The 13,288-nt window shown below is 59.3% G+C and carries 13 protein-coding genes and 1 pseudogene; 4 read left to right on the top strand and 10 right to left on the bottom strand.

Annotation, left to right across the window (positions count from 1 at the left end; all coding sequences use genetic code 11):
* Positions 1-177: 177 nt before the first annotated feature.
* Together alr and dnaB are read right to left on the bottom strand one after the other, a co-directional pair.
* Positions 178-1,257 (bottom strand): alanine racemase, encoded by a 1,080-nt coding sequence (gene alr / locus QLG03_RS12435; RefSeq protein ID WP_047718370.1) that lies wholly within the window; start codon positions 1,255-1,257, stop codon positions 178-180.
* A 31-nt stretch (positions 1,258-1,288) separates the two neighbouring features.
* A complete protein-coding gene (gene dnaB / locus QLG03_RS12430) occupies positions 1,289-2,704 on the bottom strand; it encodes a replicative DNA helicase (RefSeq protein WP_002884942.1) in 1,416 nt (471 codons plus the stop codon).
* A 169-nt stretch (positions 2,705-2,873) separates the two neighbouring features.
* On the opposite strand from dnaB, the gene QLG03_RS12425 reads away from it, so the two are divergent.
* The gene (locus tag QLG03_RS12425; RefSeq protein WP_023291630.1) at positions 2,874-3,857 is read left to right on the top strand and encodes a quinone oxidoreductase; all 984 of its coding nucleotides are present in this window, start codon (positions 2,874-2,876) and stop codon (positions 3,855-3,857) included.
* 181 nt (positions 3,858-4,038) lie between these two features.
* On the opposite strand, the gene pspG is transcribed toward QLG03_RS12425, so the two are convergent.
* From pspG to QLG03_RS12410, 3 genes are all read right to left on the bottom strand, one after another.
* Positions 4,039-4,281 carry an envelope stress response protein PspG gene (pspG, locus tag QLG03_RS12420; protein ID WP_004206297.1) on the bottom strand — a complete coding sequence of 81 codons (243 nt, stop codon included), beginning with the start codon at positions 4,279-4,281 and terminating at the stop codon, positions 4,039-4,041.
* 140 nt (positions 4,282-4,421) lie between these two features.
* Positions 4,422-5,420: a tRNA dihydrouridine(20/20a) synthase DusA gene (gene dusA / locus QLG03_RS12415; RefSeq protein WP_072199093.1), complete on the bottom strand. Its 999-nt coding sequence runs from the start codon at positions 5,418-5,420 to the stop codon at positions 4,422-4,424.
* Between the two features lie 100 nt (positions 5,421-5,520).
* Positions 5,521-6,009: a cupin domain-containing protein gene (locus tag QLG03_RS12410; protein ID WP_023291628.1), complete on the bottom strand. Its 489-nt coding sequence runs from the start codon at positions 6,007-6,009 to the stop codon at positions 5,521-5,523.
* Between the two features lie 248 nt (positions 6,010-6,257).
* Here QLG03_RS12410 and zur point away from each other — a divergent pair, with 248 nt between their 5' ends.
* Positions 6,258-6,773, top strand: coding sequence for a zinc uptake transcriptional repressor Zur (zur, locus tag QLG03_RS12405; RefSeq protein WP_023291627.1), 516 nt, complete (start codon positions 6,258-6,260; stop codon positions 6,771-6,773).
* 95 nt (positions 6,774-6,868) lie between these two features.
* On the opposite strand, the gene QLG03_RS12400 is transcribed toward zur, so the two are convergent.
* The gene (locus tag QLG03_RS12400; protein ID WP_023291626.1) at positions 6,869-7,078 is read right to left on the bottom strand and encodes a CsbD family protein; all 210 of its coding nucleotides are present in this window, start codon (positions 7,076-7,078) and stop codon (positions 6,869-6,871) included.
* Positions 7,079-7,143: 65 nt separating this feature from the next.
* Here QLG03_RS12400 and QLG03_RS12395 point away from each other — a divergent pair.
* Positions 7,144-7,255, top strand: a pseudogene (locus tag QLG03_RS12395) (hypothetical protein); the annotation flags it as partial.
* 60 nt (positions 7,256-7,315) lie between these two features.
* Here the strand turns inward: QLG03_RS12395 and dinF are convergent.
* The 3 genes from dinF to QLG03_RS12380 form a co-directional block, all read right to left on the bottom strand.
* Positions 7,316-8,632, bottom strand: a complete 1,317-nt coding sequence (gene dinF, locus QLG03_RS12390; protein ID WP_255989521.1) for an MATE family efflux transporter DinF — start codon at positions 8,630-8,632, stop codon at positions 7,316-7,318.
* 69 nt (positions 8,633-8,701) lie between these two features.
* On the bottom strand, positions 8,702-9,310 hold the full coding sequence (lexA, locus tag QLG03_RS12385; protein WP_004206291.1) for a transcriptional repressor LexA: 609 nt from the start codon (positions 9,308-9,310) through the stop codon (positions 8,702-8,704).
* Positions 9,311-9,432: 122 nt separating this feature from the next.
* On the bottom strand, positions 9,433-9,801 hold the full coding sequence (locus QLG03_RS12380; protein WP_004206290.1) for a diacylglycerol kinase: 369 nt from the start codon (positions 9,799-9,801) through the stop codon (positions 9,433-9,435).
* A 128-nt stretch (positions 9,802-9,929) separates the two neighbouring features.
* On the opposite strand from QLG03_RS12380, the gene plsB reads away from it, so the two are divergent.
* On the top strand, positions 9,930-12,353 hold the full coding sequence (gene plsB, locus QLG03_RS12375) for a glycerol-3-phosphate 1-O-acyltransferase PlsB (protein ID WP_017900122.1): 2,424 nt from the start codon (positions 9,930-9,932) through the stop codon (positions 12,351-12,353).
* Positions 12,354-12,411: 58 nt separating this feature from the next.
* Here plsB and ubiA read toward each other — a convergent pair whose 3' ends face one another.
* Complete coding sequence (gene ubiA, locus QLG03_RS12370) at positions 12,412-13,278, bottom strand: 4-hydroxybenzoate octaprenyltransferase (protein WP_002884808.1); 867 nt, start codon at positions 13,276-13,278, stop codon at positions 12,412-12,414.
* Positions 13,279-13,288: the final 10 nt, after the last annotated feature.

The raw sequence follows: 13,288 nt of genomic DNA, 5'->3' as shown, positions 1-13,288 counted from the left end.
GCGATGTATCTCCAGGTTTACATAGGGCAGGTTCTTACACAATAAACCGGATATGACGGCAGGTCGAGAGGATGTTGAGGGGAAAGTGACTGCGCAGCGGTATAAACCGCTTTTTTGTCCGCGGCTATACCGATTGCGTACCGGACCAGCGTCTGAGCTATCCGGTACGAACGAGGCTCAGTCGAGGTATTTCATGGCTACGCGGGAGGTCAGTCGCGTAATAAGTTCGTAAGCGCTCACTTTCGTTATCTCAGCGATGCGCTCTACCGGGAGTCCCTCTCCCCACAGCACCACCGCGTCGCCGGCTTTATCCTCGGCCTGCGGGCCGAGGTCAACACAGATCATATCCATCGCCACCCGGCCGACAATCGGCACTTCGCGGCCATTGACCAGCACTGGGGTGCCCGACGGCGCGGCGCGCGGATAACCGTCGCCATAGCCCATCGCGACCACGCCGAGCCGAGTGTCGCGTTCGCTGATCCAGGTGCCGCCGTAGCCGACGGGCTCCCCTGCTTTATGCTCGCGCACGGCAATCAGGCTGGACGTCAGGGTCATCACCGGCTGACAGCCAAAATCTTTCCCGGTGGAGCGATCGTCCAGCGGCGACACGCCATACAGGATAATGCCCGGACGCACCCAGTCATAATGCGACTGCGGCCACAGCAGGATGCCGCCCGAGGCGGCAATAGAGCGCCATCCCGGCTTGCCTTCGGTAAAGGTGGTGAAGATATCCAGCTGCCGTTCGGTGGCGCCGCAGGTCGGCTCATCGGCGCGGGCGAAGTGGCTCACCACGTTGACCGGCTGGCGGACGTTTTTGCACTGGCTCAGACGCTGATAAAACGCCTCAGCTTCCTCCGGGCGCACCCCTAAGCGATGCATACCGGTATCCAGTTTCATCCACACGGTTACCGGCTCGGGGAGATCGGCTTGCTCCAGCGCCGCCAGCTGTTCGGGGCTATGCACCGCCGTATGCAGACGCTGAGCGGCGATCACCGCCAGGTCTTCCGCCGCAAAAAAGCCTTCCAGCAGGAGGATCGGCTGGGCGATCCCCCCCGCTCGCAGGCGCAGCGCCTCTTCCAGGCGGGCGACGCCAAAAGCGTCGGCGTCGGTCAGCGTTCGCGCGGTCTCAAGAAGACCGTGTCCGTAGGCGTTCGCTTTCACCACCGCAACCAGTTTGCTGGCAGGCGCCAGTTCACGCAGACGTTGCAGGTTGTGTCGCAGAGCGCGGCGGTTGATAACTACAGTTGCCGCTTGCATTTGAATTCCTTAATTAAAGAAGGAGGAAGGATTACTCATCATCATACTGAGGGCCAGCATAATTATCGAAACGCGACCACTGGCCGTTGAAGGTCAGTCGCACGGTGCCGATCGGGCCGTTACGTTGTTTACCAATGATAATTTCCGCGATGCCCTTCAGATCGCTGTTCTCGTGATAGACCTCATCACGGTAAATGAACATGATTAAGTCGGCATCCTGTTCGATAGAGCCGGACTCACGCAGGTCGGAGTTGACCGGGCGTTTATCGGCACGTTGCTCCAGCGAGCGGTTCAGCTGCGACAGCGCCACCACCGGCACCTGCAGCTCTTTGGCCAGCGCCTTCAGCGAGCGGGAGATTTCGGCGATCTCGAGGGTACGGTTGTCGGAGAGCGACGGCACGCGCATCAGCTGCAGGTAGTCGATCATAATCAGCCCGATGCCGCCGTGCTCGCGAGCGATACGCCGCGCGCGGGAACGCACTTCCGTCGGCGTCAGGCCGGAGGAGTCATCGATATAGATGTTACGTTTTTCCAGCAGAATGCCCATGGTGCCGGAGATCCGCGCCCAGTCCTCATCGTCCAGCTGACCGGTACGAATGCGGGTCTGATCGACGCGCGACAGCGAGGCCAGAGAACGCATCATAATCTGTTCCGAGGGCATCTCGAGACTGAAGATGAGTACCGGCTTGTCCTGCAGCATCGCTGCGTTTTCCACGAGGTTCATGGCGAAGGTCGTTTTACCCATCGACGGACGGGCGGCGACGATAATCAGATCCGACGGCTGCAGGCCGGCGGTCTTTTTGTTGAGGTCGTCGTAGCCGGTGTTGACCCCGGTAACGCCGTCGTGGGGCTGCTGGAACAGCTGTTCGATTCGGGCGACGGTGGCGTCGAGGACATCGGCGATGTTTTTCGGCCCTTCGTCTTTATTGGCCCGGCTTTCAGCGATTTTAAAGACGCGGGACTCGGCGAGGTCGAGCAGATCTTCACTGGTTCGCCCCTGCGGGTCGAAGCCGGCCTCGGCGATTTCATTGGCCACCGAGATCATCTCGCGCACGACCGCGCGTTCGCGCACGATGTCGGCATAGGCGCTGATGTTTGCCGCGCTGGGGGTATTTTTGGACAGTTCAGCCAGATAGGCGAAGCCGCCCACGCTGTCCAGCTGCCCCTGACGCTCCAGCGACTCCGCAAGGGTGATCAGGTCAATCGGGCTGCCCGACTCCTGCAGGCGCGCCATCTCGGTAAAGATATGACGATGCGGACGGGTATAAAAGTCGTCGGCAACGACGCGTTCGGCGACGTCGTCCCAGCGCTCGTTATCCAGCATTAAACCGCCCAACACCGACTGCTCCGCTTCAATCGAGTGCGGCGGGACTTTCAGCCCGGCGAGCTGCGGATCGCGTTCGCGGGTTTCTGTCTGTGGTTTGTTGAAGGGTTTATTTCCTGCCATAGCCTAACGTTTCACCGATACGGAAAAGAGCGTGACAGTATAGCGAGAAAGCCATTGCCGCTAAAGAACCCATTCAGCGTGACTGGCCTGAGGCGGGTAAGAAAATCCGCCGCCGCCGCCGCAGGCTGTTAAGCTTACTGGATAATCTCAGAACAACACAGGAGCGAACATGGCAACACGCATCGAATTTTCAAAACACGGGGGGCCGGAGGTGCTTCAGGCGGTTGAATTCACGCCCCGCGATCCCGCTGAGCATGAAATTCAGGTCGAAAACAAAGCCATCGGTATCAATTATATCGACACCTATGTTCGTGGCGGCCTCTATCCGCCGCCCTCGCTGCCGAGCGGCCTCGGCACCGAAGCGGCCGGCGTCGTCAGTAAAGTTGGCCACGGGGTATCGCACATTAAGGTAGGCGATCGGGTGGTGTACGCCCAGTCGGCGCTCGGCGCCTACAGCACGGTGCACAATGTGCTGGCCGACAAAGCGGCGGTCCTCCCGGACGCCATCTCTTTTGAACAGGCCGCCGCGTCGTTCCTCAAGGGATTAACGGTCTGGTATCTGCTGCGCAAAACCTATGAAATTAAGCCTGATGAGATGTTCCTGTTTCACGCGGCCGCCGGCGGCGTGGGGCTGATAGCCTGTCAGTGGGCGAAAGCGCTGGGGGCGAAACTTATCGGCACCGTCGGCAGCGCGCAGAAGGCGCAGCGCGCCAAAGCGGCGGGCGCCTGGCAGGTGATTAACTATCGCGAAGAACCTATCGCGGAGCGGCTCAAAGCGCTCACCGACGGTAAGAAAGTCGCCGTGGTCTATGACTCGGTAGGGAAAGATACCTGGGAAGCCTCTCTGGACTGTCTGCAACGCCGCGGCCTGATGGTCAGCTTTGGCAACTCTTCCGGCCCGGTAACCGGCGTTAATCTGGGGATCCTGAACCAGAAAGGTTCTCTGTATGTCACCCGCCCATCGCTACAGGGCTATATCACCAACCGGGAAGAGCTGGCGGAAGCCTGCAGTGAGCTGTTTTCGCTGATCGCCAGCGGCGTGATTAAAGTGGACGTGCCCGAGAGTCAGACCTATCCGCTGACCGAAGCGCGACGAGCGCATGAAGTTCTGGAGAGCCGGGTGACACAGGGGTCGAGTCTGCTGCTGCCGTAAGCGGACAAAGGGACAAAAGTTTAGGGCTTCCACCTGGGAAGCCCTTACTTTTTTTTAGTTCGGCTGTATGTAGGGTACAGCGCGATGAATTCGTTAACGCGCTAATAGTGACAGATTTGCGCAGTAATGCCTACGCGGTTCTGTGCAAAATTGTTCAGGTTGTGACATACCCCTCAATACCTTAGTAACGCCAACGGTTATTGTCGCGAAAAGCGTTTCCGTCCGGGGTTTTCAGTGCCCGAATAACCCACACCACCACCACCGCCAACAGCAGCCACGGCAGCAATTTAATCATTAAAGCAAACAAACCGCCGACGAACATCAGCGCCGTAGCCACCACGATGGCGGCGATAATCCCCAACAGCGATACGCCGGTGACCAGCAGCATGACAAAAAATCCGATGACAAATAACAGTTCCAGCATGGCTCTCTCCCCACAGTCATTAATATGTCGCTCTGCAGGTATTACAAAAAACATGCCAACAATAAATAATTGAATTTAAAAGAAAACGCCCCGCAATGGTGTGCGGGGCGTGGTCAATTTCACCAGGTTTTGGTGAGAAACTAACGCTTATCGGCCACCAGCTTCAGGGCCTGCTCCAGCACCGCAATGTCGGCGCCGGCTTTATGCGCATTCTCGCTCAGGTAGCGACGCCACTGCCGGGCGCCCGGGATACCTTGAAACAGTCCCAGCATATGACGGGTGATATGGCCCAGATAAGTACCCTTGCTGAGCTCGCGCTCAATATACGGGTACATGGCCCGCACGACGGCCACGGGATCGGCATCCGCGCCGGCGACGCCGAAAATCTCCCGGTCGACCGAAGCCAGAATGCCCGGATTCTGATAGGCCTCACGCCCGACCATCACCCCATCCATATGCTCAAGCTGTGCTCTGACTTCATCCAGCGATTTGATGCCGCCGTTAATCGCCATCGTCAGATGGGGGAAGTCGCGCTTCAGCTGCCAGACGCGGGGGTAATCCAGCGGCGGGATCTCGCGGTTCTCTTTCGGGCTCAGACCGGAGAGCCAGGCTTTGCGCGCGTGAATAATAAACATCTCACATTCGCCCTTGCCGGAGACCGTCTCAATGAAATCGCAAAGGAATTCATAGCTATCCTGGTCGTCGATGCCGATACGGGTCTTCACCGTGACCGGGATCGACACCACATCGCGCATCGCTTTGATACAGTCGGCCACCAGCTGGGCGTTCCCCATCAGACAGGCGCCAAACATCCCGTTCTGCACCCGATCGGAGGGGCAGCCGACGTTGAGATTGATCTCATCATAGCCGCGCGCCTCAGCCAGCTTCGCGCACTGCGCCAGGGCCTGCGGATCGCTGCCGCCGAGCTGCAGAGCAACCGGGTGTTCTTCTTCGCTATAGGCCAGATAGTCCCCTTTGCCGTGAATAATCGCCCCGGTGGTCACCATTTCGGTATACAGCAGCGTATGCCGCGACAGCAGCCGCAGGAAGTAGCGGCAATGCCGGTCAGTCCAGTCGAGCATCGGCGCGATGGAGAAGCGGTGAGCAGGAAAAACAGGTGACGTTGATTCAGGCATCATGGCGAATAAATAAGCATCCGGGTAAAAAGGGGCGCTACTATAGCATAAAGATAAACCACAGGCGCGTAGTGCGCCGCGCTTCGCCCCTTCCCGGTGTCGATTACTTTATCCGCGGTTTGCCGTCATGTGGGCCAAAGAACTGCGGCGGATGATCAACCCAGCGATCCTGGCGCGTCGCGGCATAGCCGGGATTGAGCGGGTAGTAAATTCGGTTGTACTTTTTGTTGGCCTCACCCACCACCAACAGACGAACCTCCTGCTCGGTGTTATTGAGAAAGGTGTGGCAAACGCCGGTGCCGGCGGGGAAACCCACGCTATCGCCCGGCTCCAGCTTCCAGAGATAGCCGTTTATCCACACTTCCGGATAGCCCTCCAGCACATAGATGAACTCTTCCTCATCGCTCTCCGCGTGCGGGTAAGAGGTGCGCCGCCCGGGCGGCAGTCTCTCGTGGTGGATCCCCAGCCGGTTGAGGCGCAAACCGCGCCCCAGCGGCGCGCCAATGGAAAAACGCTCCGGGCTGTCGGGATAAGTGGCATCGTCGGGCCCTTCCAGTTCGCGCCAGTGGCGAATGCAATCAGGTCGTTTCATCGTTTTCTCCCGAAAATGAGACACTTCAGATATAGCATACCCTGGGTCAGGCGTGTTGCGATTAAATCGGGCATGACGGTTTTAGCGACCGGCGAAGGCGCAGCCTCCACGAGCGTCAGCGGCCAGCGCCAGGGAGTGGACTGGCGCCGACAATCTGAAGTATGACCCGCATCACCCGTCGGGTCTCGGCGTTTTCCGCGGAACGTGATAAAGTAACAGATTCAATTTCACGCAACCTGAGGATGCTCATGGATAAGTCCCCTTCGCAAGAGATGTTAGCGCATGCTGAAAAGCTGTGTGCGCAACGCGGCGTACGCCTGACCCCACAGCGTCTGGAAGTGTTGCGCCTGATGAGCCTGCAGCAAGGGGCAATCAGCGCCTACGACCTGCTGGATCTGCTGCGTGAGAAAGAGCCGCAGGCAAAGCCGCCGACGGTCTACCGCGCGCTGGAGTTTTTACTCGAGCAGGGTTTTGTCCACAAGGTGGAATCGACCAACAGCTATGTGCTGTGTCATCTCTTTGACCAGCCAACCCACAGCTCGGCCATGTTTATCTGCGACCGCTGCGGCGTGGTGAAGGAAGAGGCGGCTGAAGGGGTGGAAGATATCATGCATACGCTGGCGGCCAGAATGGGCTTCGCCCTGCGCCACAACGTGATTGAAGCTCATGGCCTTTGCGCGAGCTGCGTGGAAGTGGAAGCCTGCAGCACGCCGGGACACTGCCAGCACGATCATACGATTCAGCTCAAAAAGAAAGCCCGCTGAGCGGCAGCCGCAGCGGGAAAAAGGGTTAACGGCGCGTCCCTGCGCCATTTAGACAGGCACTAACACAAATGCTTCATTCTTCGGATCAAGGAACGCTACCAGCGATAGTCGTTCTTATGCTCCCAGTCTGAGACTTCTTTCTCAGCCTGATCTTTCTCATAGCCGTAACGCTCCTGAATTTTGCCGACCAGCTGGTCGCGCTTCCCTTCGATTACGGTCATATCGTCATCGGTAAGTTTGCCCCACTGTTCCTTGGCTTTACCTTTCAACTGTTTCCAGTTACCGCCGATTTCGTCTTTATTCATGATAACGTCCTCATCATTCGGTGGGTTTACAGCCCGTTTTGTGCCGGACATGGTATTAACTATAGATGAGAATGCTGGCGCCGATTCGTTATTCGGAATTTTTAACCATAGCCCTCATTGGAAACGCTGAAGGTGGTTTTCCCGGCACGCGCTACGCTCGGCCGGGCTACTGAGTCGCTCCGGCAAGCCTGGCGCGACCGGAGGACGTTCACCGATAATGGCGAGCTAGAGAAAGGGCTAACTAAACCAGGTGCCGCGTCGCCAGTGGCGGCGCCAGATCAGCGCCAGCGACAGGCCTCGCAGCGCGAGAAACACCGCCAGCGCCAGCCACAGGCCGTGATTGCCGAGCACCGGGACCGTAAGCAGCGTCACGGCGAAGCCGGCCGCGGCGACCGCCATACTGTTCCGCATCTCCGCGCCGCGCGTCGCGCCGATAAACATGCCGTCCAGCAGATAGCACCAGACCCCGACCACCGGCAGGATGGTCTGCCAGATCAGATAGCGATCGGCCAGCTGCTGCAGGGAAGGCAGCGAGGTTAACAGCGCGATGATGTACTCCCCCGCCAGGCTGTAAACCAGGGCAAACGCCAGCGCCACCATACCGGACTGCCGGCAGGCCGCCCGCCACACCTCCAGCAGCTGGCTGCCGTCGCGCGCGCCGTAGGCCTGGCCGGAGTGGGCCTCCACGGCATAGGCAAAGCCATCCAGCGCGTAGGCGGTAAAGGTCAGCATGGTCATCAGTACGGCGTTGACCGCCACGATATCGCTGCCCAGACGGGCGCCGTAGACGGTCAGCGCGCCAAAGCACAGCTGCAGCAGCAGGGAGCGCAGCATGATGTCGCGATTCAACGCCAGCAGACGGCGCATGTCCCCGCGCCAGGCGTTTTTCAGCATCGCCAGCGACACGCCGCGCAGCGTCAGCACCCGCTTCGCCATCATCAGGCCGATAATGAGAGTGGCGTACTCCGCGGTGACCGTGGCCAGCGCCGCCCCCTGGACGTTCATCCGCAGGCCCATCACCAGCCACAGGTCGAGCACAATATTCAACAGATTACCGACCACCAGCAAAATCACCGGCGCCCGGGCGTACTGGACCCCCAGCAGCCAGCCGAGCAGCACAAGGTTGGCCAGCGACGCGGGAGTGCTGAGCCAGCGGATATCGAGAAACCGTCTCGCCTGCTCGAGAACCGCCTCGCTGCCGCCGACGATATGCAGGGCGAGGTTAATCAACGGCAGGCGAAACAGGATAATCAACACCCCGGCGCCCAGCGCCAGAGCCAGCGGCTGCACCAGCGCCCGCGCCAGTCGCAGCGGATCTTTGGCCCCCCAGGCCTGAGCGGTCAGCCCGGTGGTGCTCATGCGAAGAAACAGCAGCAGCATAAACAGGAAACTGGTGGCCGTCGCTCCGACCGCGACGCCGCCGAGGTATACCGGGCTGTCAAGGTGGCCGATCACCGCGGTATCCACCAGCCCCAGCAGCGGGACGGTGATATTGGAGAAAATCATGGGGAGTGCAAGGCGCCACAGCGCTTTATCGGCAGCGTTGAGCAGCATGTTCGGAGACCTGATTGAGGACAAACGTCGCAGCGTCATGCATCAGATGACGCTGCGCGGGGGCAGGCGTTACAGCCATTCTCCATTACGGATCACGCCAACGGCCAGACCCTCAATGGTAAAACTCTGCTGACGCAGATCGACAACGATAGGGGTAAATTCGCTGTTTTCCGGCAACAGTTCGACGACGTTGCCCTGCTTTTTCAGGCGCTTCACCGTCACTTCATCGTCAATGCGCGCTACCACCACCTGGCCGTTACGCACATCCTGGGTTTTGTGGACCGCCAGCAGATCGCCATCCAGAATACCGATGTCTTTCATCGACATCCCGCTGACGCGCAGCAGAAAATCGGCGTTGGGCTTGAACATCGACGGGTCGACCTGATAGTGGCCTTCAATATGCTGCTGCGCCAGCAGCGGCTCACCGGCGGCGACGCGGCCGATCAGCGGCAGGCCGTGCTCTTCTTCCGTCAGCAGGCGGATACCGCGCGAGGCGCCGGAGACGATCTCGATTGCGCCTTTACGCGCCAGCGCTTTCAGGTGTTCTTCCGCCGCGTTTGGGGAACGGAACCCCAAGCGCTGAGCAATCTCCGCACGCGTCGGCGGCATGCCCGTCTGGCTGATATGATCCCGAATGAGATCAAACACCTCTTGCTGCCTGGTCGTTAACGCTTTCATTCCGCCCCCTGGGTGTATATACAGTTATGCTGTGAGTATATACAGCTAACGGTGATTTTGGAACCACATGGCACACAAAAATCGGCAGATTGTTTATATTTTGCGAGGGTTAGCGAAGAACGTTAGTGATAATGGCTCCACAGCAGCGTTCCCCAGGTGATCAGCGCGATGATTATCGCCAGCAGGACCGCCGCTGACCCCATGTCTTTGGCGCGCCCTGAAAGCTCATGATAATCCGAGCCAATACGGTCCACGACCGCCTCAATCGCGCTGTTGAGAATTTCGACTATCATCACTAGCAGGACCGAGCCAATCAGCAATACGCGGGTGATGGCGTCGACGTCCAGCCAGCAGGCTATCGCGACGGCCACGATGGCGGCGACACCTTCCTGACGAAACGCGGCCTCGTTGATCCACGCCGCGCGAAATCCTTTCCAGGAGTAACCTGCCGCCTTAATGATTCGGGTTAACCCGGTGGTATTATTGGCCATCACAAAACCTTTTTATGTAAATGACGTCGATGAGTGTACGCGTTTGCCGCGCGGTAACGGAAATTTTGCCCGCTTTCTGTTATTCTTGCCGCGCATTTGCATGATTAACCAGAGGCTTCACATCGTTTATGTCCGGCTGGCAACGAATTTACTATAAATTACTGAATTTACCATTACGGGTGCTGGTAAAAAGCAAGTCTATTCCGGCAGAGCCTGCTCAGGAATTAGGACTCGATACCTCGCGTCCGGTCATGTACGTCCTGCCCTATAACTCCAAGGCGGACCTGCTGACGCTGCGCGCCCAATGTCTGGCGCATGATTTACCTGACCCGCTTGAACCGCTGGAAATCGACGGCGCCCTGCTGCCGCGCTACGTATTCATCCACGGCGGGCCGCGCGTATTCACCTACTACACGCCAAAAGAAGAGTCCATCAAGCTGTTCCACGACTACCTCGATCTGCACCGCAACCATCCGGATCTCGATGTGCAAATGGTGCCGGTGTCGGTGATGTTCGGCCGCTCGCCGGGTCGTGAGAAAGGGGAAGTTAATCCGCCGCTGCGGATGCTTAACGGCATTCAGAAATTTTTCGCCGTCTCCTGGCTCGGCCGCGACAGCTTCGTGCGCTTCTCGCCTTCCGTATCGCTGCGCCGCATGGCGGATGAGCACGGTACCGATAAGATCATCGCCCAGAAACTGGCTCGCGTCGCGCGGATGCATTTTGCCCGCCAGCGCCTGGCCGCCGTCGGCCCGCGTCTGCCGGCCCGCCAGGATCTGTTTAACAAGCTGCTGGCGTCGAAGGCCATTGCCCGGGCGGTGGAAGACGAAGCGCGCAGCAAGAAAATTTCCCACGAGAAGGCCCAGCAGAACGCGATTGCGCTGATGGAAGAGATTGCCGCGAACTTCTCTTACGAGATGATCCGCCTGACCGACCGCATTCTCGGCTTCACCTGGAACCGCCTGTACCAGGGCATCAACGTGCATAACGCCGAGCGCGTACGCCAGCTGGCGCACGATGGCCATGAGATTGTCTATGTCCCCTGCCACCGCAGCCACATGGACTATCTGCTGCTCTCTTACGTCCTGTACCACCAGGGGCTGGTGCCACCGCATATCGCGGCGGGTATCAACCTTAACTTCTGGCCAGCCGGGCCAATCTTCCGCCGCCTCGGCGCATTCTTTATTCGCCGCACCTTTAAGGGCAATAAGCTCTACTCCACGGTGTTCCGCGAGTACCTTGGCGAACTGTTCAGCCGCGGCTATTCCGTAGAGTATTTCGTCGAAGGCGGCCGCTCCCGTACCGGCCGTCTGCTCGATCCGAAGACCGGTACGCTGTCGATGACTATCCAGGCGATGCTGCGCGGCGGCACCCGGCCGATCACCCTGGTGCCGATTTACATCGGCTACGAGCACGTGATGGAGGTAGGGACCTATGCCAAAGAGCTGCGCGGCGCCACCAAAGAGAAAGAGAGTCTGCCGCAGATGGTGCGCGGCTTAAGCAAGCTGCGCAATCTTGGCCAGGGCTACGTTAACTTCGGCGAACCGCTGCCGCTGATGACCTATCTGAACCACCATGTGCCGGAGTGGCGGGAAGCGATTGACCCGATCGAAGCGGTCCGCCCTTCCTGGCTGACGCCGACGGTGAATAACATCGCCGCTGACCTGATGGTGCGCATCAACAACGCCGGCGCGGCCAACGCCATGAACCTCTGCTGTACGGCGCTGCTGGCCTCCCGCCAGCGTTCGCTGACCCGTGAGCAGCTCACCCAGCAGCTGGAGTGTTACCTCGCGCTGCTGCGCAATGTGCCCTATTCGCCGGATGCCACCGCGCCGTCCGCTTCGGCCAGCGAACTTATCGACCACGCGCTGCAGATGAACAAGTTCGAAGTCGAGAAAGACACCATTGGCGACATCATCATTCTGCCGCGCGAGCAGGCGGTGCTGATGACCTACTATCGCAACAACATCGCCCATATGCTGGTGATGCCGTCGCTGTTAGCCGCCCTGGTGACTCAGCATCGTCATCTCAGCCGCGCCGAAGTGCTGCGCCATGTGGAAACGCTCTATCCGTTCCTCAAAGCCGAGCTGTTCCTGCGCTGGGAGAAAGCGGAGCTGGCCGGAGTGATGGATGCGCTGATTGCCGAGATGCTGCGTCAGGAGCTGATCGTCATCGATGGCGATGTGATGAGCCTCAACCCGTCGCACTCTCGCTCTCTGCAGCTGTTGGCCGCAGGCGCCCGCGAGACGCTGCAGCGCTACGCCATTACCTTCTGGCTGCTGAGCGCTAACCCGTCTATCAACCGCAGCTCGCTGGAGAAAGAGAGCCGTACCGTGGCTCAGCGCCTGTCGGTGCTGCATGGCATCAACGCGCCGGAGTTCTTCGATAAAGCGGTATTCAGTACCCTGGTGCTGACCCTGCGCGATGAAGGCTATATCAGCGATACGGGCGATGCCGAGCCGGAAGAGACCCTGAAGGTCTATCGGATGCTGGCGGATTTGATTACGTCGGATGTACGTCTGACGATCGAAAGCGTCACGCAGGACGACGCGTAACGCGGCGTTTGCTGTCCTCCTCGCCCCCCGGCAAACCGGGGGGATGGGGACAGGGATTTTACAGGTAGCTCATCGCCAGGCCGAGGAACAGCACCAGCCCGACGTAGTTATTGTTCATAAACGCTTTAAAGCAGTTATCGCGGTCGCGATTGAAGATAAGCTTCTGCTGCCAGCCAAACAGACCCGCCGCCACGAACAGCGACCAGTAGTATTCCCAGCCCAGCCCGTTCAGCCAGCCTACCGCGCCCATCAGCGCCAGCACGGCCACCTGCAGGATACCGATAATCAGACGATCGTTTTCGCCGAACAGGATCGCCGTCGATTTAATGCCGATCTTGACGTCGTCATCGCGATCCACCATCGCATACTGGGTATCGTAGGCCACCGCCCACAGAATGTTGGCGAGGAACATCAGCCAGCAGCTCAGCGGCAGCGATTCGCTGACGGCCGAGAAGGCCATCGGGATCGACCAGCCAAAGGCCGCCCCCAGCACCACCTGCGGCAGATGGGTGTAGCGCTTCATAAACGGATAGACCCACGCCAGCGCCAGCGCCGCCACCGACAGCAAAATCGTCATGGTGTTGAGGGTGAGCACCAGCAGGAAGGAGAGCAGCACCAGAACGATAAACAGCGTTCGCGCCTCTTTCTCGGTGACGTCGCCGCTCGGCAGCGGACGGCGGGCGGTACGCTTTACGTGACCATCAAATTTTCGATCGGCATAGTCATTCACCACGCAGCCGGCGGCGCGCATCAGCCAGACGCCGGCGACGAATACCGCCAGGATCCACAGCGGCGGGACGCCCGGCGAGGCCACCCACAGCGCCCACAGCGTCGGCCACAGCAGCAGCAAGGCGCCGATCGGTTTGTCAGTGCGCATCAGGCGATGAAACGCCAACAGCTTATTCTGCGACAGACTCCACTCCATTTTTTCTTCC

Source organism: Klebsiella sp. V115_8 (assembly GCF_029967715.1).
Classification (GTDB): Bacteria; Pseudomonadota; Gammaproteobacteria; order Enterobacterales; family Enterobacteriaceae; genus Klebsiella; species Klebsiella quasipneumoniae.
Note: the sequence above shows the minus strand (reverse complement) of the source record. Positions and strands in the feature narration are given on the sequence as shown.